The organism is Mycolicibacter senuensis (genome assembly GCF_003284925.1).
Taxonomy (GTDB): Bacteria; Actinomycetota; Actinomycetes; order Mycobacteriales; family Mycobacteriaceae; genus Mycobacterium; species Mycobacterium algericum_A.
The window spans coordinates 1-24,250 of sequence record NZ_QMEX01000002.1 but is presented as its reverse complement, the minus strand read 5'-3'; the positions used below and the strand labels follow the sequence as shown (position 1 = coordinate 24,250).

25 protein-coding genes and 1 pseudogene are annotated in these 24,250 nt (G+C 65.8%); 11 read left to right on the top strand and 15 right to left on the bottom strand.

Annotation, left to right across the window (positions count from 1 at the left end; all coding sequences use genetic code 11):
• Nucleotides 1-67 precede the first annotated feature (67 nt).
• Together DQP56_RS01280 and DQP56_RS01275 are read left to right on the top strand one after the other, a co-directional pair.
• On the top strand, nucleotides 68-1,318 hold the full coding sequence (locus DQP56_RS01280) for an NAD(P)/FAD-dependent oxidoreductase (RefSeq protein ID WP_162111645.1): 1,251 nt from the start codon (nucleotides 68-70) through the stop codon (nucleotides 1,316-1,318).
• Entirely contained in the window at nucleotides 1,315-2,136 is an 822-nt protein-coding gene (locus DQP56_RS01275) for a fumarylacetoacetate hydrolase family protein (protein ID WP_112683193.1), read from the top strand. The genes DQP56_RS01280 and DQP56_RS01275 overlap by 4 nt, the downstream gene beginning before the upstream one ends.
• A 26-nt stretch (nucleotides 2,137-2,162) precedes the next feature.
• On the opposite strand, the gene DQP56_RS01270 is transcribed toward DQP56_RS01275, so the two are convergent.
• The 5 genes from DQP56_RS01270 to DQP56_RS01250 are packed head-to-tail and all read right to left on the bottom strand — an operon-like array spanning nucleotide 2,163 to nucleotide 6,583.
• Entirely contained in the window at nucleotides 2,163-3,155 is a 993-nt protein-coding gene (locus DQP56_RS01270; RefSeq protein WP_205868763.1) for an NADPH:quinone oxidoreductase family protein, read from the bottom strand.
• Between the two features lie 10 nt (nucleotides 3,156-3,165).
• A complete protein-coding gene (locus DQP56_RS01265) occupies nucleotides 3,166-3,528 on the bottom strand; it encodes a DoxX family protein (RefSeq protein WP_112683191.1) in 363 nt (120 codons plus the stop codon).
• 21 nt (nucleotides 3,529-3,549) lie between these two features.
• Nucleotides 3,550-4,335, bottom strand: a complete 786-nt coding sequence (locus tag DQP56_RS01260) for an SDR family NAD(P)-dependent oxidoreductase (RefSeq protein WP_112683190.1) — start codon at nucleotides 4,333-4,335, stop codon at nucleotides 3,550-3,552.
• Nucleotides 4,332-5,351, bottom strand: coding sequence for a fumarylacetoacetate hydrolase family protein (locus tag DQP56_RS01255; protein ID WP_112683189.1), 1,020 nt, complete (start codon nucleotides 5,349-5,351; stop codon nucleotides 4,332-4,334). The genes DQP56_RS01260 and DQP56_RS01255 overlap by 4 nt, the downstream gene beginning before the upstream one ends.
• On the bottom strand, nucleotides 5,351-6,583 hold the full coding sequence (locus DQP56_RS01250) for a cytochrome P450 (RefSeq protein WP_112683188.1): 1,233 nt from the start codon (nucleotides 6,581-6,583) through the stop codon (nucleotides 5,351-5,353). Before DQP56_RS01250 ends, DQP56_RS01255 begins: the two co-directional genes overlap by 1 nt.
• Nucleotides 6,584-6,841: 258 nt before the next feature.
• On the opposite strand from DQP56_RS01250, the gene DQP56_RS01245 reads away from it, so the two are divergent.
• Nucleotides 6,842-7,414, top strand: a complete 573-nt coding sequence (locus DQP56_RS01245; RefSeq protein ID WP_112683187.1) for a TetR/AcrR family transcriptional regulator — start codon at nucleotides 6,842-6,844, stop codon at nucleotides 7,412-7,414.
• Here the strand turns inward: DQP56_RS01245 and DQP56_RS01240 are convergent.
• Nucleotides 7,411-8,874: an aldehyde dehydrogenase family protein gene (locus tag DQP56_RS01240; protein WP_112683186.1), complete on the bottom strand. Its 1,464-nt coding sequence runs from the start codon at nucleotides 8,872-8,874 to the stop codon at nucleotides 7,411-7,413. The two genes, DQP56_RS01245 and DQP56_RS01240, sit on opposite strands and share 4 nt — an antisense overlap.
• Nucleotides 8,875-8,969: 95 nt before the next feature.
• On the opposite strand from DQP56_RS01240, the gene DQP56_RS01235 reads away from it, so the two are divergent.
• Nucleotides 8,970-9,812 carry a mycofactocin-coupled SDR family oxidoreductase gene (locus DQP56_RS01235; RefSeq protein ID WP_112683316.1) on the top strand — a complete coding sequence of 281 codons (843 nt, stop codon included), beginning with the start codon at nucleotides 8,970-8,972 and terminating at the stop codon, nucleotides 9,810-9,812.
• Nucleotides 9,813-9,824: 12 nt separating this feature from the next.
• Nucleotides 9,825-10,466 carry an NAD(P)-dependent oxidoreductase gene (locus tag DQP56_RS01230; protein ID WP_112683185.1) on the top strand — a complete coding sequence of 214 codons (642 nt, stop codon included), beginning with the start codon at nucleotides 9,825-9,827 and terminating at the stop codon, nucleotides 10,464-10,466.
• Nucleotides 10,467-10,479: 13 nt separating this feature from the next.
• Here DQP56_RS01230 and DQP56_RS01225 read toward each other — a convergent pair whose 3' ends face one another.
• The 6 genes from DQP56_RS01225 to DQP56_RS01200 all read right to left on the bottom strand — a co-directional run bounded on the left by DQP56_RS01225 (nucleotide 10,480) and on the right by DQP56_RS01200 (nucleotide 15,905).
• Nucleotides 10,480-11,376, bottom strand: a complete 897-nt coding sequence (locus tag DQP56_RS01225) for an esterase family protein (protein ID WP_435673808.1) — start codon at nucleotides 11,374-11,376, stop codon at nucleotides 10,480-10,482.
• 92 nt (nucleotides 11,377-11,468) lie between these two features.
• Nucleotides 11,469-11,696 carry a hypothetical protein gene (locus DQP56_RS01220; protein ID WP_112683183.1) on the bottom strand — a complete coding sequence of 76 codons (228 nt, stop codon included), beginning with the start codon at nucleotides 11,694-11,696 and terminating at the stop codon, nucleotides 11,469-11,471.
• Nucleotides 11,697-11,698: 2 nt separating this feature from the next.
• A complete protein-coding gene (locus DQP56_RS01215) occupies nucleotides 11,699-12,832 on the bottom strand; it encodes an amidohydrolase family protein (protein WP_112683182.1) in 1,134 nt (377 codons plus the stop codon).
• Nucleotides 12,833-12,973: 141 nt separating this feature from the next.
• Nucleotides 12,974-13,732 (bottom strand): enoyl-CoA hydratase, encoded by a 759-nt coding sequence (locus DQP56_RS01210; protein ID WP_162111738.1) that lies wholly within the window; start codon nucleotides 13,730-13,732, stop codon nucleotides 12,974-12,976.
• A complete protein-coding gene (locus DQP56_RS01205; protein WP_133258871.1) occupies nucleotides 13,729-14,682 on the bottom strand; it encodes an oxygenase in 954 nt (317 codons plus the stop codon). The genes DQP56_RS01210 and DQP56_RS01205 overlap by 4 nt, the downstream gene beginning before the upstream one ends.
• A gap of 62 nt (nucleotides 14,683-14,744) precedes the next feature.
• Nucleotides 14,745-15,905, bottom strand: a complete 1,161-nt coding sequence (locus DQP56_RS01200) for a Rieske 2Fe-2S domain-containing protein (RefSeq protein WP_205868762.1) — start codon at nucleotides 15,903-15,905, stop codon at nucleotides 14,745-14,747.
• Between the two features lie 255 nt (nucleotides 15,906-16,160).
• On the opposite strand from DQP56_RS01200, the gene DQP56_RS01195 reads away from it, so the two are divergent.
• Nucleotides 16,161-17,027, top strand: a complete 867-nt coding sequence (locus tag DQP56_RS01195; RefSeq protein WP_112683179.1) for a hypothetical protein — start codon at nucleotides 16,161-16,163, stop codon at nucleotides 17,025-17,027.
• 160 nt (nucleotides 17,028-17,187) lie between these two features.
• Here the strand turns inward: DQP56_RS01195 and DQP56_RS01190 are convergent, their stop codons facing one another.
• From DQP56_RS01190 to pdhA, 3 genes are read right to left on the bottom strand one after another with little or no spacing between them, the layout of a single operon-like run.
• The gene (locus DQP56_RS01190) at nucleotides 17,188-18,444 is read right to left on the bottom strand and encodes a dihydrolipoamide acetyltransferase family protein (RefSeq protein WP_112683178.1); all 1,257 of its coding nucleotides are present in this window, start codon (nucleotides 18,442-18,444) and stop codon (nucleotides 17,188-17,190) included.
• Nucleotides 18,441-19,469 carry an alpha-ketoacid dehydrogenase subunit beta gene (locus tag DQP56_RS01185; RefSeq protein ID WP_205868761.1) on the bottom strand — a complete coding sequence of 343 codons (1,029 nt, stop codon included), beginning with the start codon at nucleotides 19,467-19,469 and terminating at the stop codon, nucleotides 18,441-18,443. Before DQP56_RS01185 ends, DQP56_RS01190 begins: the two co-directional genes overlap by 4 nt.
• Nucleotides 19,466-20,539 carry a pyruvate dehydrogenase (acetyl-transferring) E1 component subunit alpha gene (pdhA, locus tag DQP56_RS01180; RefSeq protein ID WP_435673807.1) on the bottom strand — a complete coding sequence of 358 codons (1,074 nt, stop codon included), beginning with the start codon at nucleotides 20,537-20,539 and terminating at the stop codon, nucleotides 19,466-19,468. Before pdhA ends, DQP56_RS01185 begins: the two co-directional genes overlap by 4 nt.
• A 222-nt stretch (nucleotides 20,540-20,761) precedes the next feature.
• Here pdhA and DQP56_RS01175 point away from each other — a divergent pair, with 222 nt between their 5' ends.
• The 5 genes and pseudogenes from DQP56_RS01175 to DQP56_RS01155 form a co-directional block, all read left to right on the top strand.
• Nucleotides 20,762-21,271 carry an Lrp/AsnC family transcriptional regulator gene (locus DQP56_RS01175; protein ID WP_112683176.1) on the top strand — a complete coding sequence of 170 codons (510 nt, stop codon included), beginning with the start codon at nucleotides 20,762-20,764 and terminating at the stop codon, nucleotides 21,269-21,271.
• Between the two features lie 142 nt (nucleotides 21,272-21,413).
• Nucleotides 21,414-22,058: an Rv1363c family protein gene (locus DQP56_RS01170; RefSeq protein WP_112683175.1), complete on the top strand. Its 645-nt coding sequence runs from the start codon at nucleotides 21,414-21,416 to the stop codon at nucleotides 22,056-22,058.
• Nucleotides 22,055-22,804 (top strand): Rv1363c family protein, encoded by a 750-nt coding sequence (locus tag DQP56_RS01165; RefSeq protein ID WP_211662788.1) that lies wholly within the window; start codon nucleotides 22,055-22,057, stop codon nucleotides 22,802-22,804. Before DQP56_RS01170 ends, DQP56_RS01165 begins: the two co-directional genes overlap by 4 nt.
• 11 nt (nucleotides 22,805-22,815) lie before the next feature.
• Entirely contained in the window at nucleotides 22,816-23,706 is an 891-nt protein-coding gene (locus DQP56_RS01160; RefSeq protein WP_112683174.1) for an alpha/beta fold hydrolase, read from the top strand.
• Between the two features lie 39 nt (nucleotides 23,707-23,745).
• Nucleotides 23,746-24,250 (top strand): annotated as a pseudogene (locus DQP56_RS01155) (DUF1298 domain-containing protein); the annotation flags it as partial.

Sequence of the window (24,250 nt, the reverse complement as noted above, 5' to 3'; positions counted from 1 at the left end):
CCGGCGTGATATGAGACACTATAGTCATATTTTGTCCTATTTGCACACATGGATCCGAGGTGCAGTTTTGACACGCACAGTGGTGGTCGTCGGGGCCGGTTTGGCCGGCGGCACGGCGGCACTGACCCTTCGCTCGAAGGGTTTTGACGGCCGGGTGATTCTCGTCGGAGACGAGAAGCACCCCCCGTATTCGCGCCCGCCGCTGTCGAAGCAGCTGATACGCGGGGAATTCGACATCCCCAGGACCCATCTGCGCCCGGCGGCGCTGTGGGAGAAGCGCGAGGTGGAGTTCGTGCTGGGCAGGGCGGTCACCGAAGTCGACGTGGCCGCGCACCGCGTCGTGCTCAGCGACGGCGAACCGATCGGATATGACGCGTTGTTGTTGGCCACCGGGGGGCGGGCGCGCGTCCTACCCGAACAGAGACCGGTGGACGGGGTCCATGTGCTGCGGACCATCGACGACGCGCTGGCCATCCGCGAACATGTGGGTCCGGGTAAGCGGCTGTTGCTGGTCGGCGCGGGGTTCGTCGGGGCGGAATTGGCCGCCAGCGCAGCGACGTTGGGGACGCAGGTGACAGCGCTCGAAGCAACCGGCGTGCCATTGGGTCGCGGGCTGCCCGCCGCGTTGGGCGAGATCTATGGCCGGATGCACGCCGCGCACGGCGTCGACATCCGTGTCAACTCCACGGTAAGCGAGGTGGTGCCCGGCTCCGGAGGAGTCGTCACTCGACTGTCCGACGGAGCGGTGTTCGAGTCCGACGCCGTCGTGGTCGCAATCGGCCTGCTGCCGGATTTGACGTTGGCGACGGCGGCGGGTCTGGCCGTCGACAACGGTATCCTCGTGGACGAGTACTGCCGCACCAGTGGCCCGGACGTGTTCGCTGCCGGTGATATCGCCAACCATCCCAATCCGATTCTGGCCCAACGGGTTCGCGTCGAGCACTGGCAGAACGCCCAGCATCAGAGCGCGATCGCCGCCCACAACATCGCGGCCACCGACAGCGCAGATCACGAGATGTTCGCCGAGGTGCCGTGGGTGTGGTCGGATCAGTACGACATCAACCTTCAGGTCACGGGTCGTCCGTTGCCCACCGACGAGGTGGTGTTTCGTGGCGATCCGGAGTCGGCCGAGTTTTCGGCGATGCTGTTGCGTGACGGTGTGCTGATGGCCGCGGTCGGCGTCAACTGCGCCGACGACGTGCGGGTTGCGCGCGCCGCCATCGGACTCGGCCTGCGGCCTGATCGCTGCGCCTTGGCCGATACCTCTACCGATCTACGAGAGCTGCTTCACCCTGACCGAAAGGCGAGTCACGTATGAGGATTGCACGAGTCGACGTCGACGGGCAGCCGTCCTGGGCTGTGCTCAGGGACGGTGCCGTCGACCTCATCGAGGGGCCGCTGCGGGATTGGGGGCCGGACCTGGTGGCCGACTTCACGGCGACGCCACCGTTGACGGGCCGCAGCGTCGATCTGGATTCGGTGTCTCTGCTGATGCCGGCGGATCCGGGAGCCAAGGTGGTGGCGGCCGGGGCCACCTACGCCAAACACGTTGCGGGCCTCGGCTTGAAAATGCCGGACAAGCCGGCGGCCTTCCTGAAGCCCTACGAGTCGCTGATCGGCCCGTTCGACGAGATCGTCTACCCGCCGCTCACCTCGCAACTCGACTACGAGGTCGAATTGGTCGTCATCGTCGGGAAGCAGCTGCGGGCCGGAGATTCCGGTGTGGCGGGCATTCTCGGCTACTGCGTGGGCAACGACGTCTCGGCGCGGGATCTGCAGTTCGGCGGGTCGGTGACCGGTATGGACATCTTCTCCGGCAAGGGGCTCGACGACACCAGTGCGCTCGGTCCCTGGATCGTCACCCGCGACGAGTTCGGTGACGACGATCCGGATTTGGAGCTCACCCTGACCGTCGATGGTGAGGTGCGGCAACAGGATCGAACCTCGTCGCTGGTGTGGGGCCCGGGAGAGCTGATCGAGTACGTGGCGCAACGCAGTCGGTTGGCCCCCGGTGATGTGCTGTTCACCGGGACACCGGCCGGCGTCGCGCACGAAGACGGCCGCTACCTGCAACGCGGCCAGGTGGTCGAGGCGACGGTCGAGAAGCTCGGCTCGGTGCGCAACACCGTGCGCTGATCGCCAATCGGTATCGCCGGGGTGGACTAGGAGTCGCCGTCGCCCACGCTGACAAGAACTTTCCCGACCGCTCGTCGCTTCGCGAGTTGGTTCAACGCCGAGACGATGTCGTCGAGCGGATAGACGCTTCCGATGTGCGGACGCACGCGACCGTCGAGGAGCAGCTGAAGCACTTCGGCCCGATGTGCCGCGGCGAGATCGGGCAGGTGATCGAGAATCGTGCGATTCTCGAATCCCATCACCGAAATACCTTTGAGCAGAACAAGGTTCAGCGGAATGCGGGGGATTTCACCCGCGGCGAATCCCAGCACAACGTAACGACCGCCCCATCGCATCGCCCGCAGCGCCTGCTCGGCGTAGGGTCCTCCGACGGGATCGATCACTACCGAAGCGCCGCCGTCGGTGAGCGCGTTGAGCCGGGATTTCACATCGTCGCTGGTGTAGTCCACCGCGGCGACCGCGCCGCGTTCGAGCGCGATGGCGAGCTTGGCCGGCGAGCCGCCAACCGCGATCGGGCGGGCCCCCAGCGCCAGCGCGATGTCCACGGCAGCCAAACCCAACCCGCCGCTGGCGCCCAGTACGGTGACGTGCTCGCCGGGCCGCACCTCGGCGAAGGTATGCAGGGCGTGGTAGGCGGTCGTGTAGGTGACGCCGAACGCGGCGAGTTGTCGCATGTCGACGTCGACTGCCGTCGGGATGGGCGTCAGGCGACCGGCGTCGATCACGACTCGTTCGGCGAACGCGCCGTGGGTGGCCAGACCGAAGACCACGTCGCCCGGCCGTACCGAAGCCACGTCATCCGCGATTTCGAGGACCCGGCCCGAAAACTCGCACCCCGGTGTGTAGGGCGGCAGCACGCTCGCCTGGTATTTACCGGCCAGCACCAGCAGGTCGGGAAAGTTGACCGCTGCCGAATGGACCGCGACGCGGGCGGTGCCCGGACGCAGTTCCGGCTCATCGACGTCTTCGACGGTGACCACCTCGGGGCCGCCCGAAGACCGCGCCATTGCTGCTCGCACGGATAGGACGCTATCGCCCGTGCGGCCTGGTGGCCGCCATCGCCGCGAATAGGGCGAGCAGCGTGCTGGCGGAGGCCGCACCGCTACCCAGGTCGCGGGCGCGGGCATGCGACCCGACGGCCAACGCGAAGTAGATGGTGAGCATCACCGTCGTCAGGCGCGCCAACGCCGGGAACCGCGCCACCGAGCACAGTCCGATCGCGGCCGCCGCTTTGATCGGCGGGAAGATCCACCGATAGCGGTGCGGAAAGTTGACGGCGTCCAGCCCCTCGGTGACCAGCCGCAACGGAATCGCGTAGATCACGGCGTCGAACGCCATGAACGCGGCCATCGCGTAATAGGTCTTCGGCGACGACACGAAATTCCTTGCCATGAAGGTCCTTTCAATCATCGGTCATAGCCCGGGCGGGCGGCTGTGGTAGCGCGGCAGGTGTTGCCCGCCGTCGACGTGGATCACTTCACCGGTGATGTAGCGGCTGTCCTCCCCGGCCAGGAAAACCGCGACCGGAGCGATGTCGTCTTCGGGGTCGCCGACCCGGCCCAGCGGGTTTTGCGCCGCGGACATCTCGGCGAATCCGGGAACCGCCTCGGCCAGTTGGTGAAACACGCTTCCCTTGGCGGCCGGTGCGATCGCGTTGACCAGCACGTTGTAGCGGCCCCATTCGGCGGCCGCCGATCGGGTCAGGCCGCGGATGGCTTCCTTGGTGGCGTTGTAGTCGACGTGTAGCCACGCCGCGGCCTCGGCGTCGATGGAGTACAGGTTGATCACCCGGCCGCCGCCGTGCCGACGGAAGTGCGGCAGCGCGGCCCGCATGGACCACCACGTCGCCCACAGTCCGGTGTGCAGCAAGGCGTCGAGGTCGGCGTCACTCTTGTCTTCCAGCGGCACGTTGGGCGACAGCGCGATCGCGTTGTTCACCACGACATCGAGCCGCCCGAACACATCGACCGCGCCGTCGATGACGGCTTGCACGTCCGCCTTGACGCCGACGTCGGTGCGGACGAACACCGCCCGGCCGCCGGATTGCTCGATGTCGGCGGCGGTTTGTTTGCCCGCCGCGTCGTCCAGCTCGGCGATCAGCACCGCTGCGCCCTCGCGGGCGAACCGACGGGCGATCCCCCGGCCGATACCCTTGCCCGCGCCGGTGATTACCGCGACTTTGCCGTCGAGTCGCCTCACGTTGCGTCCTTTTCCGATCGATCAGGCGGTGCGGTGTCAGAAGTGTCGATGAAGCGGTTACGCAGGGTGCCGAGCCCGGCGACCTCGAGCGCCACCTCCTGGCCCATCTGCGGAAATCTTCCCAGCTCCAACCCACAACCGCCGCCGACGGTTCCGACCCCGATCACATCACCGGGATACAGCGTCTCGTCGCGGCTCAGGTAGCTGATGATCTCCGGTACCGAGTAGTGCAGGCTGTCGGTGCGCCCGCGGCTCCACTCCTCGTCGTCTACCCGGGCCACCATCGCATTGCCCCGGGTGGGGTCGAATTCGTCGGGTGTCACCAGAAACGGGCCGAGCACGTTGCCGCCGTCGAAGTCTTTCCCCTTGGCCGGGCCCAAAAACGCGCGCATTTCGGCCAGCTGGATGTCACGACACGAGACGTCGTTGAAGACGGTGTAGCCGGCCACGTGCTCGAGCGCTCGCCCGAGTGGTATGTCGCGGCCGGCCTTGCCGATGACGGCGGCGAACTCCAGTTCGTAATCCATGCGTGTCTCGCCGGCCGGACGCCGTATCGGCATGCCGGTGCCCACGACCGACGCCGGATTGCCCTTGTAGTAGACCGGATGCCGGTACCACTGCTCGGGGACCCCGCGCCCCCCGGACGTGTTTTTCACGTGCTCCTCGAAGGCCGAGCAGTCCCGGATCGATGTCGGACGCGGCAGCGGCGCCAGCAACTCCACGTCGGCGAGGCGGTGGCGCAGCTGTTGGCCGGCCTCGTTGCGGTCGGCACCGAACTCGCCGGAGCGCACTTCGTCGAGCGCGTCGCGACTCACCGGGCCGTTGAGAAGCACTCCCAGCAGGTCGGGCGGCAGGATGGCATCGGCGACGGGCCCGACCCGGTCGGCGGCCAGCCGCGCAGTGAGCAGTTGGGTGTAGGCGGCGTTGACATCCAGCAGGGTGTCGGGCTCGTCGAGCAGCCCAAGACGGCGTGCCGGCCCGACCGGGGTGTTGACGGTGAAGGTTGCCAGCCGCATCAGCGATCCCAGACCAGCGGCAGGGCCGCCACGCCGGCCACCGAGCTGGCGTACCGAACAATTCGGGCGCCCTCTTTGAGCCGATACGTCGGTATGCGGCGATGCCAGTGCTCGTAGGCCACCGCGAGCTCGATCCGCGCCAGGTGCGAGCCGGGGCAGCGGTGCGGTCCGACCCCGAATGCGACATGACGGGTGCGTCCGCGGTCGAACCGAATCTCGTCAGGGTCGTCGAACATCGCCGGATCACGGTCGGCGGCAACGGTGTTGATCAGCACCCGGTCGCCTTTGCTGATGAGCTGGCCACCGATTTCAACGTCTTGGGTGGCGGTTCGGCCGGCTAGGATCAACGACTCCACCCGCAACATCTCCTCGACCGCCAGCGGAATGATGGCCGGGTCGGCGACGATCTGGTCTCGCAGGTCGGGTCGTTGTGCCAGCCGCAGAAACTGCAGGCCCAGCGAACTGGTCACGGTGTCCAGCCCCGCCAGGAACAGCAGATAGGTCATGTCGAGGATTTCTTCGTCGGTGAGCTTGTCACCATCCACCTCGGCGGCGTGCAGGGTGCTGATGATGTCCTCGCCCGGGTGCTGTTTGCGGTCGGCGAGCAGTTCGGCCAGGTACTCGTTGAGCTCCTCGCCGGCGCGTCGACGGATGGTGCCGTCGGTGTCGTCGTGGTGGCCGTGCAGCAGCGTGTTCTTCCAATCGTGGAACCGGGCGGCCTGGTCCAGCGGCAGCCCCATCATCCCGGTGAAGATCACCGTCGGGAGCTTCTCGGCGAAGTCGCCGACGAACTCGCACTCGCCGTCGTCGATGAAGGAATCGATCAGCGAGTCGGTGACCTCGCGGATGTGGCCCTCGATGCTCTTCATTCGGCCGGGGGAGAACACCGGGAGCAGCAGCGCGCGGTACCTGGACTGCACCGGCGGATCGACTTCCATCGGCAGCAGCGGGCGGCTCTGCCCCAGCCCCGCGGGGATGTTCACCGACGGCGCGGTGGCGAACAGCTCATAGTGCTGCATCGCGTAGTGCACGGTCTCATAGCTGGACAGCGTCCAGAAGCCGCCGTGCTTGTCGCTGTGTGCCACCGGGCATTCGCTGCGCATACGCGCGTACACCGCATCGACGCAGCTGCCCAGACGGGGGTCGTGATGATCGAAATGACGAACCAACTCGTCGACCACCTCTGGACCCGCCGTAGTGGCGCTGAGAGTCTGGGGCTGCAGTTCGGTCATGCCGTGCTTTCCTTCCGAGGCGCGATCCGGCGCCGACGAACGCTCGGCCCGCGATGACGCCCACGCATGCAATGAGACACTTTAAACAAACTCTGTCTATAGTGGTATGCATCATGGTGATCCGTCAACAGGTGGGCTCCGACTCGCCAGGGAAGGTGTTCACGCAACGGCCGGCATGACCACTATGCTGATGAGACAAATGGCCATATATTGTTCAAAGTGACACATCGTGGGTAGGTTGAGACGGCCGGAGGCGTGATGGCGGCAAACAGCGACACGCTCGCTCGTATTCTCGACGGGACGCTGTCCGCGCTGGCACGCCGCGGTGTGCACAAACTGTCGATGAGCGATGTCGGTACCGCAGCCGGGATCTCGCGCGGTACGTTGTATCGCTACTTCAAGAGCAAGGACCAGTTACTCGACGCGATCGGCGAGCACGTTCAACGCTCGATGCAAGAGGAACTCAGGTCGGCCGTCGAGCAGCGACCTGAGTTGAGTGAGCGGGTGCAGGTGGTCGTGGAGGCGATTCTCTACTTTCGCCAGACCCACCCCGAAGCAGTGCAGGTGATCACGGTAGAGCCCGGCTTCGGTGTCGACTTTGTTCGGCAGGTGTTTCCCCGATTCGTCACCGTCACCGAGGAACTGCTGACCCCAGCACTCGAGCAGTCGCCGGCGGTGCGCTCCGGGGAACTGACCAGCGCGGAGCTATCCGAACTGATTCTGCGCGCCGCGGCGTCGACCTTCTTCATCCCGACCGACGACCTCGACGAAGTCTCCCGGATGATTACCGCGCTGGCTTTCTTGAACACCGCGGAGTTGGCAGCCCGCTAATTCTGCTCGCGCACGGCCCAGTTGACGCTCTTGGTTTCGAAGTACTCGTCGTAGCCGGCTTCGCCCCATTCGCGGCCCAAGCCACTGTGCTTATAACCCCCGAACGGACTGTGCGGATTGACGCCGCCACCGCCACCGTTGAGGTGGACCATCCCGGTACGCAACCGGGCCGCCAGGGCGTATCCGTGTGCCGGATCGGGATCCCAGATGGATCCGGACAACCCGTACGGCGAGTCGTTGGCAATGGCCACCGCGTCGTCGTCGGTGGCGAACGGAATCACCACACCGACGGGACCGAAAATCTCCTCGCGGGCCACCCGCATCCGATTGTCGGCCTGCACGAACAACGTCGGGTCGACGTAATAGCCGCGGTCCAGACCGGCCGTTCGGCGGCCGCCGAAAACAAGCTTCGCGCCCTCGGTCTGACCCAAATCGATGTAGGAGAGCACCCGCGCCCGCTGGCCGGCACTGACCAGGGGCCCCATGTCAGTCGACTCGTCGGCCGGGTCGCCCACCACTACCGCATCCAGCCGAGCCAGGATGCGCTCGACCAGCTCGTCGTGGATCGAGCGGTGCGCCAGGATGCGAGTGAAGGCGGCGCAGCCCTGGCCCGAATGCCGGGTGAAGTTCAGGACCGCATGCGCGGCGGCGGCGTCAAGGTCGGCGCCCGCGGTGATCACGTTCACCGACTTGCCGCCCAGTTCGAGCACCACCTTTTTCACCGTCGGCGCGGCCTGCGCCAGGATCAGTCTGCCGACCACGTCGGACCCGGTGAATGACACCATGTCAACCGCGGGGTCAGACGTCAGCACGGTGGCCACGTCGACGTCGCCGGTGACGATGTTCAGCACCCCCGGCGGTAGTCCGGCCTCCTGCGCGGCTTCACCCAGCACCAGCGCCGATAGCGGTGTCAGCGGCGAAGGCCGCAATACGACGGTGCAGCCGGCGGCCAGCGCCGGGCCGATTTTGAACAGGTTCAGCAGGACCGGATAGTTGAACGCGGTGATCGCCGACACCACGCCGATCGGCTCGCGGCGCACCACCCCTTGCCCGATACCGACACCGAATGTCGGTGGCTGCGGTCGCTCGATCGGAAACGACGGCATGACGCGGTCTATCAGATCGCGCAGATGTGTCAGCGGCACACCTACCTGCCCGGTTCGTGCCAGCGCGATCGTGGAACCCGCTTCGGCCACCACCAGGTCGACCAGATCGTCGGATCGGGCCGCCACCGCATCGGCGAAGGCTCGCATCACCGCTTGTCTTTCGGCGACCGGCAGGCGCGGCCATTCGCCGATGTCAAAGGCCCGACGCGCCGCCGAAATCGCCTGCTGCGCATCAGCTACCGATGCCTGGGCGACCTCGGTAATGCGTTCCTCGGTGGCCGGATTCTCCACAGCAAGCGTGTGCCCGTGACCGCCGTCGCGCCATGAACCGTCGATATAGAGCTCGGTTCGCATCGTCTACCCCGTTCCTGGACCGGTCACGATAAATAGTGCATTTGAGACACATAGTGTATATGGTGTTCACCGGGGTCGGACCTTTTGAGGAGCTGATGATGCCGGGACGGTTGGTAGGCAAGGTGGCGTTGGTGACCGGCGCGGGGCGCGGTCAAGGCCGCAGCCACGCCGTCCAGTTGGCCCGCGAGGGCGCCGACGTCGTCGTCGTGGATCTGTGTGCCGACATCGACACCAACAAGTATCCGTTGGCGACCATCGCCGATCTGGACGAAACCGCCCGCCAGATAGAGAAATTCGAACGACGCGCTGTGGCGGTGCGCGCCGATGTGCGAGACCGCTCGGCCATGGAATCAGCGGTCGGCCAGTGCGTCGGCGAGTTGGGCGGGTTGGACGTCGTGGTGGCCAACGCGGGGATTGCGCCGCTGGGCGCAGACGGGACCGAGCAGACATTCGTCGACGGGTTCGACGTGGACTTCGTCGGGGTGGTGAATACCTTCGGCGCCGCAATTCCGCGGCTGCCCGATGGCGCGTCGTTGATAGCGACCGGATCGGTTGCGGCGATCCGCGGCGCTGTCCAGAGTCCGGCATCCGGGCCGGGCGGGGCAGCCTATGCGCTGGCCAAGTCGTTCATCGTGCAGTATGTGCAGGTTCTGGCCAAGCAGCTGGCCCCCCGGCGCATCCGGGTCAACGCCGTGCATCCCACCAACTGCAACACCGCGATGCTGCACAACGAGGGCATGTATCGGCTCTTCCGCCCGGATCTGGACCATCCCGCCACTGAGGACGTGCTCGACGCGTTCGCGACCATCCAGGCCATGCCGGTGCCTTACATCGAACCGGCCGACGTCTCGGCGGCTGTGGTGTTCCTGGCATCCGACGAATCCCGATACGTCACCGGCCTTCAGCTGACCATCGACGCCGGCGCGGCATTGACCTGAGGGGATATTCGCTTGCACGTCACCGTTTTCGGCGCGACTGGCGCCATAGGTAAATTGGTGGTCCCAAACCTTCTCATCGCGGGTCACGCGGTCACGGTGTACGTCCGTACCCCTGGAAAGATCCCCGAGTCGTGGCGGTGCGGGGTCGATACCGTCGTCGGTGAGATGTCCGACGCCGAAGCCATCGACACCGCGGTCTCGGGAGCCGACGCCGTGGTCAGCGCGCTGGGCCCGAGCATGAGCCGCAAGGCGACCGGGCTGCCGCTGGTCGAGGGGGTGACCAACATTCTCGCGGCGATGAAGCGCCACGACGTGCGCCGCTATGTGGGCAATGGCACGCCCAGCGTGTTGGATCGCCGCGACGCGAAGACGTTGCAGACCCGCATGATTGGCCTCACGGCGCGAACCCTCCTCCCGCGCGCCCACCAGGAACTGCTGGGCATGTCGGCGCTGATCATGAATTCCGGTCTGGACTGGACGATCGTGCGATTCATCGCGCCCCGTGACGGGGCTGCCAAAGGAATCAAGCACCAGGGCTTCTTCGGGACAGACAAGATCGGCTTCACGGTGCGACGCGCCGATATCGCCGCGTTTACCGCAGCGCAGGTCGACACCGACAAGTACCTCAACGCGGCGCCGGCCATCAGCAACTAGCGCTGCCCGGTTGTCAGCGGATGGTACCGGCGATATCGCCCGCCATCGCGCCCAGCTGTGGTCCCCACGTACCCCAACCGTGGTCTCCGGCGGCCGGGAAGTCGAAGTGGCCGTTGTTTCCGCCTACGTCGCGGTACTGGGCGTAGAACATCCGGTTGCTGCCCTGGGCTTGGCCGGCGACGTCGAGCATGGCGGCCGGATCGCTGGCGGTCGAGGTCTGCGGGCTGAAAACCCATATCCGCGTGTTGTTATCGGCAAGCAACGCGGCGTGCGGGTACGGGTCGTGCCACTTCCACCGGCCCAGTTGGGCCGCGCCCCACATCGCCTGGGTGTTCACGCCACCGAAATTCTGCATTCCGGCGGTGATCGCACCGTTCAGTGCGGTCTCCGAGGGGTACAGAAAGCCCGACAGCGAGCCGGCGTAGCGGAAGCGGTCGGGGTGGAAGGTGGCCAACGCCATCGCGGCATAGCCTCCCTGCGAGGCGCCCACGGCGGCGTGGCCACCGGGGGCCAGACCCTTGTTGGCTGCCAGCCAATCGGGCAGCTCACTGGACAGGAAAGTATCCCACTGCTTGCTGCCGTCCTGCTCCCAGTCGGTGTACATGCTGTAGGCGCCGCCGGCGGGCGCAGCCACCGAGATTCCCTTGCCAGCAAGGGTGTTCATCGCGTTGCCCGCGGTGACCCAATTGCTGACGTCCGGGGCGGCGTCGAAGGCGTCCAACAGATACACCGCGTGCGGACCGCCGCTCAGGAAGGCCACCGGGATGTCACGTCCCATCGCTGCCGACGGAACCATCAGGGTCTCGTAACCTGCTGCCGTGGCGTTGCCGGGGATACCCGCTACACCACCCAACCCGACTGATAATGCGGCAACGCAGAACACCCGAAAAAGTGTTGACAGACCGCTTATACCCCTCATGTCCACCCTCCATCGTCTGGCTGCTGAAAGAACATTAACCAAGGCCGGTCCGCCAGCGTGGTGAAATGGACCACTCCCGAGCGTCAACGGTAGCGCTGCAGCGCTACCTCGAGTTGGGTGATCTTTTCTCGCAGCACGGTCAGTTCCAGATCGGTGGCTTCATTGCTTTCAGCTTGCGCGAGTTCCCTTCTGGTGTCGCGCAGTACTTCCCGCACACGGGCGCTGGCCTCCAGCGTGGTCAGCAGATCCGCCTCCTCGGAGAGCCGATCGTGCTGGATGACCTCATCGACCTCGTCGTTGCCGGCCGACATGATCAGGCCGGCTTGAGGTGGAACAGTTCGCGTGCGTTGAGTTCGACGATCGCGTGGACTTCCTCATCGGGCACCTCGCGGACCGCCTCGGCGAGCACCTTGCGACTGTTCGGCCACATCGAATCCGAGTGCGGGAAGTCGCACTCCCACAGGATACGGTCAATGCCGATGTCGTGGCGCAGGCCGATTCCGGTCTTGTCGGTGATGAAGCAGCCCCAGATGTTGCGGCGGAACAACTCCGACGGCCGGACCTCTTGATTGATGTCCTGCCAGAACCGCTGCCGCTCCCAAGTGGTGTCGGCGCGCTCCAACATCCACGGCATCCAACCGATGCCACCCTCGGCCAGCACGATCTTGAGGTTGGGGTGGCGGTGGAACACCGGGGAGAAGCACAGATTGATCATCGCCTGCATCGAGTTGAGCCCCATCAGCGCGATGAAGGTGGCCTCTGGAGCATCGGGCGCGGTGAACGGCCGCGTGCCGGAGGTGCCGAAGTGCATCATGAGCGGGATGTCGGCCTCCTCGGCCGCACTGAACAGCGGATCCCAGTAGTTCGTGTGGAACGACGGCAGATCCAGCGGAGTGGGGCTTTCGATGAAGCTGACGCCCTTGGCGCCCTTGGCCACCGTGCGACGCAGTTCGTCGACGCACAGGTGCACGTCCCACACCGGCAGGATCACCACCGGCGGCAACCGGTCGGGGTCGGCGGCTGACCATTCGTCGATGTGGAAGTCGTTGTAGGCCTGCACGCATCGCAGCGCGAGGTCGCGGTCGTCGCCCTCGAGGAAGAGTGTGCCGGCGAAGCGCGGGAAGGAGGGGAACGCCATCCCGGTATGCACCCCGTCGAGGTCCATGTCTTTGAGGCGCTCGGCCGAATTGAAGCAGCCCGGCATCATCTGGTCGAAGCGCACCGGGTCCCAGCCCCACTCCCGTGGGTCCTTGCCGGCCACGGCGTTGAGGCCGATGCTGGGATAAATCGTGCCCTGATAGGTCCACACCTGCGCGCCCTCGTCGGTTTCGATGATGCGTGGCGCCTGGTCATGGTCGGCCTTGGGTAGTCGGTCCAGCCAGACCCGCGGGTGCTCGATGAGATGGTCGTCGACGGATACCAGCTTCATGTAGTCCTGCAAAGGCATGACGACTCCTGTCGATGTGAGCTGCTAGCGCTCCGGGCGGTCGAGCTGCGATTACCGATTATACAAATTGAACACTATTTGTACTATATTGTCACGGCTGGCGGGGGGTCAAATGCCGCAGGTGCCCGGCGACCGCGCATGTCAGCGACGTCGGGTGGCGGCGAGTCGCTCGCGGAAACCCGGCGAGCGAATCGACTGCGCCTGCGGTTCGAGTTCAATTCTGACCGCCACCGCATGCTGTTCGTTGTCCAGTGCACCCGGGTTGATGGTCGCTCGCATGGTGGCCTTGGTGGTGATGACCACGTCGCGCGGGGCGGATGCGGGGCCCCGTGCCAATTCGAGTGCGGCCGCCACCGGGTCGTCTGCCGCACTGAGCGCCAACCCGTGGCCGACCGCCGCCTCGGCATCGAAGCGCATACCGAACAACAGTGCGGCCCGCGCAGTCTCAGGACCCACGGCCCGCTGCAGCATCCACGTCATGCCGCCGCCGGGATGCAGTCCCAATTTCTGAAAGCGCGGGTCGAATACCGCTGTGCGCCCGGCTATTCGCACGTCGCAGGCCAGAGCGAGATTCAGGCCTGCCCCGACAGCGGGTCCATTTACCGCGGCGATGGTTGGCAGGTTGCAATCGGCAATGGCAAGAAATCCGTCATAGAGGCGACGCAGTCCGTCTTCGGCGGCTGCGCCCAACGCGCTCAAGTCGGCGCCGGCGCAGAATGCGCTGCCTGCTCCGGTAACCACGACGGCATGGACGTCGGGGTCCGCCTCCACGCGTTGGACAGCCTCCCGCAAGGCTGCGGAAATCGTATCGGTGACGGCATTTCGGTGATCGGGATCGTTGACGGTCAGGAGCGCGACCCGATCGCGTATGGCCACCAGTACACAGTCCGACACGCTCATGCTCGCCGGTTGATGCCGAGGATGTCGCTGACGTCGCGGCCAGGGTCGCCGTCGGCCAGATAGGAGTAGTCGCCGGCCTGCTGGCGCGCCACCAGCGCGGAATAGACCTTCCGGTAACGCAGATCGGCCTTGTCGAACCGTGAACTCAGGTCGCGCCTGTCCGAGGTCTCCGCGTAGTTGGCATTCTGCTTGCGCACGGCCCAGTTGTCTTGTCGGCCCACGATGTGGGACGACAGCGGAAACAGTGCTCGCGCGTACGCCGGTAGAAACATCGGGTTGTAGCTAACCGGCGTTCGTGTTCGGGTGGCCGATTCCGGATTGCAGGGATGCAACATCCGTATCGACATGCCCGGATTGAAGTCACCGTGCAGCAGGCATATCCCGCTGCGCACATGGGTAACGGTGACCACCCGAATGTTCTGGGTTGTGGCACCCTTCACCAGGGGTTTCTGTACGTCAGGGATGGGGCGGCCACGGGCTGTTCGGACCATGCAGACGACTTCGGACGTGGATTCAACCTCGACGACGTCGTCTTCAGACAGCGAGTCGCCGGTCAGCTTCGAGTGCAAGAAGTCGGCGTGTGTCAGATCCAACAGGTTCTCGACGATCAGTTCGTAGGTGCAGTCGAACAGCACGTTTCCCTGAAATCGCTTGGGCATTCCGTCCAGGGGGAGGTGGGGCACGTTCGGGATGAGGTCGGTCGAGGCGTTGCGCGGATCGCCGTACCACACCCACGTGTAGCCGTACCGCTGCGCCGTGATGTACTCCCCGGTCCCGTGCGTCAATTCCCCGTTGCGGCGGTGCTGCGGGGGTGTGCCCGGCGCATCCTCGGTAGCGCGGATCCGCTGGCCGTCGCGCCAGAAGATCACCGGCGCGCCGTGCACAGCACGGCGGGTGGGTCGGCGACCCACCCGGGCCGAGTGCACCAGCGGGAACCACGTGTCACGCAAGGCAAAATTCCCGGGCTGGAAATGTGACGGTGCATGGGTTCTTTGGTCGGCGACAACGGTCATCAGTTTCTCCCCGACGTCTCGCCGGCGCCCAGATCGGCGCTTCCAGAACATCGGGCGGACCGCAGCGCCCGCACGCCCGGATCATGGCCCCGGGACGCAGCGTCGGACAGTGCCTCGGTCGCGTCTGCTGCCCGGCCGGACCAGTGCCGGACGGTCACCAGTCCGCTGGTACGCCAGGACCATAGCCGGTGCGTCGACCCGACTAGGACGGCCCGCCAACGGAGCACGGTGCGGTAGTCGTCCACCGGTGTCAGGCCGATGGTCACCTCGCAGGAGGGGTTTCGCCGGTCGCCGACCGTGCTGACACGGGTGAACCCGGTCGTGACGTCGGTGGTGATGGTGGACTTCACCACGCGTCGGATCACTGAATCGAAGGTCGAGGGCCGCGGCAACTTGTAGGCGTAGCGCTCGCGCTGCACCGATACGGTGTGGTGCTCGGTGTGGACCGCCGGTGCACACAATTCCTCGCCTGCACCGATCGCAGCACCCAACCCGAGGGCCGCGCCCGGGTTGAGCAGGATCGCCTCTGCGACCGCGGCGTGTGGAGCCCGGATCTCGACGGTGTCGCTGACGGCCGAGGCGCCCGGCGGGGTGGTCGAGGCTTCGCCCGGAGTCGCCGTCGCCGCGGTGCTACCCGTCCACACGAACACCAGTCCGCCGATCAGGCGCGCGTCGTACATTGTGGTGCCCTCGTCGGGCTCCTCCCCGGTTGGCGGTCCCACTGGGGGCGCCAGTTTGCTGGTGCGCAGGCCATAACCCATCATCTCGGCGACGTTCTCCGCTGCGGAGAATGCCGCGACCTTGATGCCGTTGGGAATGCGCTCGTCGGGCCGCAGATTCGGAATCGCAGTGCACCTGCCGGTGGCCCCGTCGAAGCTCCAGCCGTGGTAGGGGCATTGGATCGAGCCATCCTCGGTGAGTCGGCCCATCGACAGCGGGAGCCGTCGGTGCGGGCACCGATCTTCCACCGCCCGCACCGTGTCGGAGAGATCGCGATACAGCGCGAGGTTCTGTTTTCCCAGCCGGAACGCGTTGGGATGGTTGTGCACCTCGTCGCTGTGCGCCACCGGCCACCAGCCTTCCGGCAGGCCGAATGGCGACATGGCGCACTTGGCGTCATCCCCTGGGCAGTTCGACACGGACTCTTCGGTTGCGGTCACTGACCGATCTTTCCTTCCCGTAGTAGCGATCGTTGACAGCCGTCTCGGTAGCTGGCGATCACTTCAAAGGGGCCGCGCCGCACGGCCTTGCAACTGTGCTGAACCTAACACCTGGCGGATATCTTGACAAGACAGATCCGACAAAATCTGTTTAATTTGCACTGTTATCGTCGTCGCTGGGATAGGGCGGCTTAGGCTCGACGGATTGAACAGATTGCGTTCTATTTCGGCAGTTTTCACCTGGGAGGAAGAGCCATGTTCGATGGTCAGAACGTACTTGAACTCGACGGCGGGCATCTTGACCTCAGCTACCACGACGAACACCTTTGGCCGTCGATGACACCGGCGGGATCCATCAGGAACTACACCTTCGGAATCGGCGATCCGCAGGTCGGGCCGCTGGTGCAACTGGGCCTGGTCAGCAGCCTTGCCGAGGAGCCACTGGACTGGCGCCACGTGATCGACCCGCCGCACTTTCACGGCAGTGACCAGTTCCGCGTGCTGGCCGGCGGTGACTGGAATGTGGGCGGCAAGTCGTTGCGCACCGGCGACTACGTGTTCCAGGAAGCGGGCAAGGTCTACCGCGAACATCCCGATTCGTCGGAACCGGCGTGGATCGTGTTGGTGATCGGCGATCGTCGCGGAGCGCTGCCGACCATCATCAGCGACGCGGATCGCGAAACCCTCATCGACGGCGGCGAGAATTTCCGCGCCGCCGACGCCGACAACTACGCCCATCCCGCCGGGCCGAAAGGCGCGTCGGCCATCGACACCAGCCTGGGCGGTTGCTCACGCGGGTACCTGTTCGGGGCGCTGCACGACATCGACAACGCAAACCCGGTCACCGCGACGTTCGGTGACCGCGAAGCGGGCCCGTCGGTGCAGATGTATTGCGTGGCGGCTGGGCAGGTCATCAGAGAAGCCAGCGTCTGCGGGACCGAGCAGTTCCTGGTGATCACCAAGGGCAGCGTCGCGATCGGGCCCGCCCGCTACCTCGCCGGTGACATGCGCCTGCAGCGCGCCGATGAGCCGATGGCCGCGGTCGTCGCCGGCGCCGAGGGCGCGGAGCTGACCGTGGTCGTCGCTGATCGTCGCCACACTCCGGTCGGGGCTACCCGGTAGGTCCGTGTCACCGGCCCGGCTCACCGCTGCAGCGCCGAGGTATCCACTCAAAGTCCGGTCGCACCCGACGAGTATGGACGCGCAGGTAGCTCATCGCGCCGATCACCGCACCGACCAGGCTGATCAGCACCGTTGACTTCGCTCAGCCCCGGCAGGTCTTCTAGAGGTCCAGAAGCGCTAGATCGGGCGATTCGACCAGGTCGCGTACCCGACACAGGAATTGAGCGACATCAGCGCCGTCGGCTATCCGGTGGTCGAACGCGCAAGTCAGGGTCATGGTGGATCGCACCGCAATGTCACCGTCAACGGCGACCGGGCGCGGTTTGAGCGATCCCATGCCGAGGATGGCCGCCTCGGGATAATTGATCACCGGCACACCGTCGTCCAAACCGAGGGCGCCGAAGTTGGACACCGTGAACGTCGACCCTTGCATCTCAGCCGGTTTGAGATGGCCCTCGCGGCCACGATGGATCAGGTCGGCCACCCGGTTCGCCAGCTGGCGGGTAGTCAGTTCCTGCGCATCAGCCACCACGGGAACCAGCAGGCCACGCTCGGTGGCCACTCCGAAGCCGATGCTGATGCCGCGGTGGCTCTGCACATATGCGCCGTCGGGGGTGTCGACCCAAGTCGAATTCAACGACCGGTTGTGCATCAGGGCGATGACCACCATTCGCAGCGTGAGCGCGAACGGTGTGATGTTCTGGCGGCTCTCATCGGCGGCTGCCCTCAATCGGTCCCGCAGTGCCAGTAGTTTGGTGCAGTCAGCCTGGAGGCTGGCATGGGCGTCGGGGATCTCTGTGCGGGACAGTTTCATCCGGTCGGCCATCCGTGCCTGTACACCACGTACGGGTATCAGGTCAGCGCCGTCCAGCTGCGGTTCAGAGGTATCCGCGGCGGCCAGCACGTCTTCGCGGGTGATCACTCCACCGGCACCCGACCCTGGCCGCAGCGCAGCTAGATCCACCGAAAGCTCAGCGGCCAGCTTGCGCACCGGCGGCGCCGCACGTGCTCGCGAGGCGCCCGCAGGAAGCTCCACCGGCGGCGCAGCACTCGGTGGCTGCGACGATCTTCTGCTGATGTCGACGTCGTCGTCTGCGCCGTAGCCGACCAGTACCGGGGTGCGCTTTTGCGCGGCACCAGTTGGCGAATCAGACGGTGACGAGTCGGGCTCGGTGTCGATGCGAACGAGTATCGACCCGACTTGGAGTGTCTCCCCTTCAGAACCGCGCAATTCAACGATTCGACCCGCATACGGGCTGGGGATCTCGACTTCGGCTTTCGCGGTCTCCAACGAACACAGAGTTTGGTTGAGCTCAACGTCGTCGCCCACGGCGACGTTCCAGCACACCACGGTGGCTTCCTCGAGACCCTCGCCCAGGTCCGGAACCAGAAATTCCTTGATGTTGTTGGTGTTCATGGCCGGCTAAGCGCTTTCTCTATGCAGTCGAGCAGTCGGTCGACACCGGGAAGCCAGAGTTTTTCGAGTCTGGCCGGCGGGTATGGAGTGTCAAACCCAGTGGCGCGCAGCACCGGTGACTCCAGATCGTAGAACAATTCTTCTTGGATTCGGGCCGCTAATTCGGCGCCGAATCCCAGGCTGCGTGGGCCCTCATGCAAGATCACCGCCCGACCTGTCTTGGCGACCGAGGTGGCGACGGTGTCGAAGTCCAACGGACTCAGGCTGCGGAGGTCGACAACCTCCAACCCCCAGCCGCGCTGTTCGGCAGCGGCCTCGGCGGCGCGCAGCGCGGTACCGACGGATCCGCCGTAGGTCAGCACCGTGACGTCAGCGCCGATCCGTCGGATCGCGGCCTGCCCGATCGGCAACCCGGGCGTGCTGGTGTCGACCGCTTCGCGGCCCCAATAGCGGCGTTTAGGCTCGAGGTATATCACCGGATCGGGGCTGGCGATGGCTTGCCGCAACAACCAGTAGGAATCCGATGGCGTCGACGGCACCACCACCTTCAACCCCGCGGTGTGCACCCAGTAGGTTTCGGTGGACTCCGAGTGGTGCTCGGGTGAGCCGATACCGCCGAACGACGGAATCCTGATCGTCACCGGCATGTCAGCTTCGCCGCGTGTGCGCATCCGGTACTTCGCCAAGTGGCTGACGATCTGATCGAACGCGGGATAGGAAAACCCGTCGAACTGTAGCTCGGGTACCGGCACGAATCCGCGTAACGCCAACCCCACCGCGACCCCGATCAGCGCGGACTCGGCCAACGGGGTGTCGAAACACCGTTCTTCGCCGAATATCTCGGTCAATCCTTCGGTCACCCGGAACACGCCACCCAGCGCCGAGACATCCTCGCCGAAGACCAGTACCCGCTCGTCGGCGACCATCGCATCGTGCAACGCTCGGTTGATCGCCTGGACCATCGTCAACACCGGCGTGGCCGGCACATCGGATATGCCCGCGGGTCTTTCGGCAAGCTGGGTCACCGCCTGGCCTCCTTCGCCAACTCAGCCAACAGTTCCTGTCGTTGGGCCACCAGCTCCGGGGTGATCTCGGCATAAACGGTGTCGAAAACCTCGGTGATTTCGATATCCGCGGCCCCGAACACCGCCTCACGCAGCTCGTTGCGCAGCCGTTTCGACCGGGCTGCAGTCCGAACCTCCAGCCGATCACTCCACAATCCGATGTTCTGCAGATAAGTGCGGTAGCGCGGGATCGGGTCCAACGCCAACCAGCGGTCCAGTTCCTCCTGGGGCCGATAGCGAGTCGGGTCATCTGAGGTGGTGTGCGCGCCCAACCGATACGTCACCGCCTCGATCAATGTCGGTCCGCCACCGTCACGCGCCCGCTGGGCGGCTTCGGCCATCACCGCGTAACACGCCAGCACATCATTGCCGTCGACCCGCACACCCGGCATCCCATACCCGATGGCCTTATGTGCGATTGACGGCGCTGCTAACTGACGACTCAACGGCACTGAGATCGCCCACTGATTGTTCTGGACGTAGAAGATGCACGGCGCCTCGAAGACCGCCGCGAAATTCAGCGCCTCGTGGACGTCGCCTTCGCTGGTGGCGCCATCGCCTATGAATGCAACCGTCACCGAATCCTCGCCGAGTCGCTGCGCGGCCATCGCCGCCCCGACCGCATGCAACGCTTGAGTGCCGATTGGAATCGACATGGGTGCACAGCATTTCCTCGTGAAGTCCAGTCCGCCATGCCACGTTCCGCGCCATGCCGCGCCGATGTGTCCGGGAGCGATACCGCGCAGGATGAAGGCGCCGAGCTCCCGGTACTGCGGAAACAGCCAGTCGGTCTTGCGCAGGCATCCCGTGGCGCCGATCTGAGCGGCCTCCTGACCGCGGCACGACGCGAACAGCGCCAATTCGCCTTGGCGCTGCAGGTTGATGAATTCACTGTCGAGTTCGCGGGTGGCGACCATCATTTCGTACAACCAGCACAGGGTCTCCGCGGGCAGGTCGCGACTGTATCGATCCTCTGCCGTCGGACGCCCATCTGCGCCGATCAAGCCGATGGGCTCCAACTCAACGGTCATCGGTATGAATGATTCTGCGCCGGCTCCGGCGTCGATGACCGCAGCCTCTTGGGTCACTGTCGTCATGGCGGTTCACTGTCCAATCGAGGTGTCGTCCCGGCGCCGAGATGATTCAAACGTTCCCCTAACTGTGGTACTAATGCATAATCCGGTCAACTAGTGATCCAACAACTAGTCAGTTCGGTCAGCTAGTGGTTCCCAACGCTTTTTGGGGTGAGTGAAATGGTCAGCATCGATCGACTCGACGCCGAGCTGCTCGAGTTGCTTGCCGGCGATGCACGTGCGGGCGTCGTGGAATTGGCATCGACGCTCGGGGTCTCCCGCAACACCGTGCAGTCGCGACTGAAGCGAATGGAGGAAGGCGGGTTGCTCACCGGGTACCGGCCCGAAGTCGATCTGGCTCAGGCGGGAATCTCGACTCAGGCGTTCATCGGCCTCGAAATTCAGCAGGGCCGGCTAGGGGCGATCGTGGCCGCTCTCGCGGCGATGCCGCCCGTGCTGGAAATCCACGCCACCACGGGTCGCGAGGATTTCCTCGTCCGGGTCGCCACGCCGACCCAGGCCGAGCTCCAGGAGCTCATCGAGAAGATTCTGTCGATACCGGGGGTGGTGCACTCGACCACGACACTTGCTTTGACCACGCCGTTGCCCTATCGGGCCGTACCACTGCTCAAAGATGTCACACGGAACTCGGGTTGGGGGCGTTCGACCCCTGCGCAGCGGGACGAGTAGCGGGGCATCGACCTGTCGAACGGGGGCGGCCACCGCCCAGCGACGGCGTCGATGGGGCACACTTCAGCCAGTCGCGTACGTTAGACCGGATGGGCGTGTCTGACCCGCCCGAAGCTGGCCTGAGCGCCGAAGGGGAGAGGAAATGGCCGACGATACCGCTGCCCTGGACGGGGGACTGGGCGTGTCGCCGTCGGATGGTGAGGCCGACCGGCCGCAGACCGATCCGGAGTCAACAACAGCCGACTACGACCGTGAAGCCGAAAGCGAGACCGGAGACGCGGCGGCCGCCGTCGCGACGAGGCTCTCGCCCGTGCGGTTGGCCTTCGCGTGGGGACTTGCGGTGGTTGTCGCGCTGACCGGACTGGCCGGTTGGGTCGGATACCGGGCCTATCAGTCGCAGCGGGCGGCCGAGCAGCGTGCGCTGTTTGTCGAGGTGGGACGGCAAGGAGCGATCAACCTGACGACTATCGACTACGAGCATGCCGACACCGACGTGCAGCGGATTCTCGACTCGGCGACCGGCCAGTTCTACGATGACTTCTCCCGTCGCTCCCAGTCGTTTGTCGACCTGGTGAAGCAGACGAAGTCGAAATCGGAGGGGAAGGTGACCGAGGCCGGTGTGGAGTCCGAGAGTGGGGACGAGGCCCAGGTACTGGTGGCGGTGACCGTCCAAACGTCCAACGCCGGTGCACCCGACCAGTCGCCCCGGCTGTGGCGCATGCGCCTGGGGGTGCACAAGGTCGGTGCCGGTGAGGCCAAAGTCTCGAATGTCGAGTTCGTGCCGTGACCAAGCGAAAAGTGGGCAAGACCCAGGAAACCGTCGGTGAAAAACGCGAGGACACCGGCGCTGTGGCCGATATCGGGGTGACCGAAGTCCAGCCGACCGAGTCCGGCGTGCGAGCGGAACCCATCGAACCGGCCGGCTCCGGTGAGGACGAAGGGCAAGCGCCCGACGTGGGAGATGCCGATGCAGACCCTGGTGACGGGGCTGCCCAGGCGGTCGAGGAGACGGTGCCCGAGGTGGCGGATAGGCCGCCGGCCAAGCGGCGGATCGCCTGGTTGCGCGCGATGGCATTCGGTGTGCTGCCCGCGTTGGCGCTGTTGCTTGCTATCGGGATCGGCTTCGCCAAATGGCAGGATTCGTCAGCCCGGGCTGCCGACGTCGCCGCAATCGAATCTGTGGCAGCCGCAAGGGATGCCACCGTCGCGATATTGTCGTATCGCCCCGACTCGGTGGAGGAGGAGCTCGGGGCCGCGCGGGATCGGCTCACCGGCCAGTTCCGCGACTCCTATATCCAGCTCACCCAAGACGTGGTGATTCCTGGTGCGAAGCAGAAGCAGATCTCTGCGGTAGCCACCGTTCCGGCGGCGGCCTCGGTGTCGGCGAGCGGGAAGCACGCCGTGGTGCTGGTGTTCGTGAACCAGACCACGATCGTTGGTCAGGACGCGCCAACTGCAACCGCATCCAGCGTCCGGGTTGTCCTGGACAAGATCGGCGGACGTTGGCTGATCTCGGGCTTCGACCCGATCTAGAATTCACGGTGATGAGCCAACCGCGCTGGATCGACGTGACGGCGCCCGAGGTGACGCTCAAGGCGCTGAGTTGGGGAACGCCGGGAAACCCGGTGGCGTTGTGCCTGCACGGTTTTCCCGACACCGCCTACGGGTGGCGCCGGGTGGCGCCCCGGCTGGTCGCTGCCGGCTGGCATGTGGTGGCACCGTTCATGCGGGGTTACGCCCCATCGTCGATCCCGGCCGACGGCAGCTACCACATCGGCGCGCTGATGGATGACGCCTTGCGGGCGTACGAAACCGTGGGTGGCACCGGACGCGATGTGGTGATCGGTCACGACTGGGGCGCGATGGCGGCCACCGGGTTGGCTGCGTTGCCGGACAGTCCGTTCGCCAAGGCGGTGATCATGTCGGTGCCGCCTCCGGCAGCGCTGCGCACGGCCGGGACAGCAGACCGGGTGACCATGACCAGCTACCTGCCGGGACAGTTGTTGCGTAGCTGGTACATCGGCTATTTCCAATTGCCATGGCTGCCGGAGCGGTCCGCGTCCTGGGTGCTGCCGCGGCTATGGCGGCGATGGTCGCCGGGGTACGCCGCCGAGGAGGACCTGCGACACGTCGACGCCGCGATCGGGACGCCGGAGGGCTGGCGTGCGGCGCTCGGGCCGTACCGGGCCCTGCGCAGTGTCCGGGTGCCGGACCGCTACGCCGACCTGCACCGGCACTGGCTGCAGCTGCCGCGCCTGCCGAGCCTGTACCTGCACGGGCGCACCGACGGCTGCATGTCGGCTGCGTTCACGCGGTGGGTGGCTCCGGCCCTGCCGGACGGCAGCGAGGTGGCTGTCGTCGAGAATGCCGGGCACTTCCTGCAACTCGAGCAGCCCGACGAGGTCGCTGATCGGGTGCTGCCCTTCTTGACGTGAGCCGGGCCTGACGTGAGCCGGACGATGCGTGGACATCCGATGACGGCGATCGACGCGCAGTTCTACTGGATGTCGACGAAGATCCCCAGCGACCAGTTCCTGCTGTACGCCTTCGCCGGGGTGCCGGCCGATTTCGACGCCGCGGTCGCCGATGTGCTCGATCGTGCCCGCGCGAGTACGGACCTGACCCTGCGCGTCGAGGACACCTGCAGGCTGCGCTACCCCCAGTGGGTGCCGGGGCTCGATCACGTCGGAGCCACCACACACCGGGCCCCCGGCGACAGCTGGGCCGGCTGTCTGGACGCGGTCGTGCGGCTGGCCGATGACCAACTCGATGTCCGGGTCGCGCCGTGGCGGTTGCACCTGTTCGCCCCGGTGGACGGCATTCCCGGCCACGGCGGTGCCGGCACGGTGGCGGTGTTGCAAGTCGCACATGCCCTCGCGGACGGCGGCCGGTCGTCGGCGCTGGCCGCGTGGCTGTTCGGTCGCGACGCGCCGGTCGCCGCGGTGGGTGCGCCGGTGCGCGGGTTTCTGCCCTGGCGGG

Coding starts and splice junctions, on each gene's coding strand:
- DQP56_RS01210 (WP_162111738.1), bottom strand. CDS start 13,732: ATGAGCGTGTCGGACTGTGTACTGGTGGCCATACGCGATCGGGTCGCG.
- DQP56_RS01235 (WP_112683316.1), top strand. CDS start 8,970: ATGATGCCGGGACGGTTGGTAGGCAAGGTGGCGTTGGTGACCGGCGCG.
- DQP56_RS01275 (WP_112683193.1), top strand. CDS start 1,315: ATGAGGATTGCACGAGTCGACGTCGACGGGCAGCCGTCCTGGGCTGTG.
- DQP56_RS01190 (WP_112683178.1), bottom strand. CDS start 18,444: ATGAACACCAACAACATCAAGGAATTTCTGGTTCCGGACCTGGGCGAG.
- DQP56_RS01250 (WP_112683188.1), bottom strand. CDS start 6,583: ATGACCGAACTGCAGCCCCAGACTCTCAGCGCCACTACGGCGGGTCCA.
- DQP56_RS01195 (WP_112683179.1), top strand. CDS start 16,161: ATGTTCGATGGTCAGAACGTACTTGAACTCGACGGCGGGCATCTTGAC.
- DQP56_RS01240 (WP_112683186.1), bottom strand. CDS start 8,874: ATGCGAACCGAGCTCTATATCGACGGTTCATGGCGCGACGGCGGTCAC.
- DQP56_RS01255 (WP_112683189.1), bottom strand. CDS start 5,351: ATGCGGCTGGCAACCTTCACCGTCAACACCCCGGTCGGGCCGGCACGC.
- pdhA (WP_435673807.1), bottom strand. CDS start 20,539: ATGACCGTTGAGTTGGAGCCCATCGGCTTGATCGGCGCAGATGGGCGT.
- DQP56_RS01265 (WP_112683191.1), bottom strand. CDS start 3,528: ATGGCAAGGAATTTCGTGTCGTCGCCGAAGACCTATTACGCGATGGCC.
- DQP56_RS01160 (WP_112683174.1), top strand. CDS start 22,816: ATGAGCCAACCGCGCTGGATCGACGTGACGGCGCCCGAGGTGACGCTC.
- DQP56_RS01175 (WP_112683176.1), top strand. CDS start 20,762: ATGGTCAGCATCGATCGACTCGACGCCGAGCTGCTCGAGTTGCTTGCC.
- DQP56_RS01245 (WP_112683187.1), top strand. CDS start 6,842: ATGGCGGCAAACAGCGACACGCTCGCTCGTATTCTCGACGGGACGCTG.
- DQP56_RS01215 (WP_112683182.1), bottom strand. CDS start 12,832: ATGCCTTTGCAGGACTACATGAAGCTGGTATCCGTCGACGACCATCTC.
- DQP56_RS01220 (WP_112683183.1), bottom strand. CDS start 11,696: ATGTCGGCCGGCAACGACGAGGTCGATGAGGTCATCCAGCACGATCGG.
- DQP56_RS01170 (WP_112683175.1), top strand. CDS start 21,414: ATGGCCGACGATACCGCTGCCCTGGACGGGGGACTGGGCGTGTCGCCG.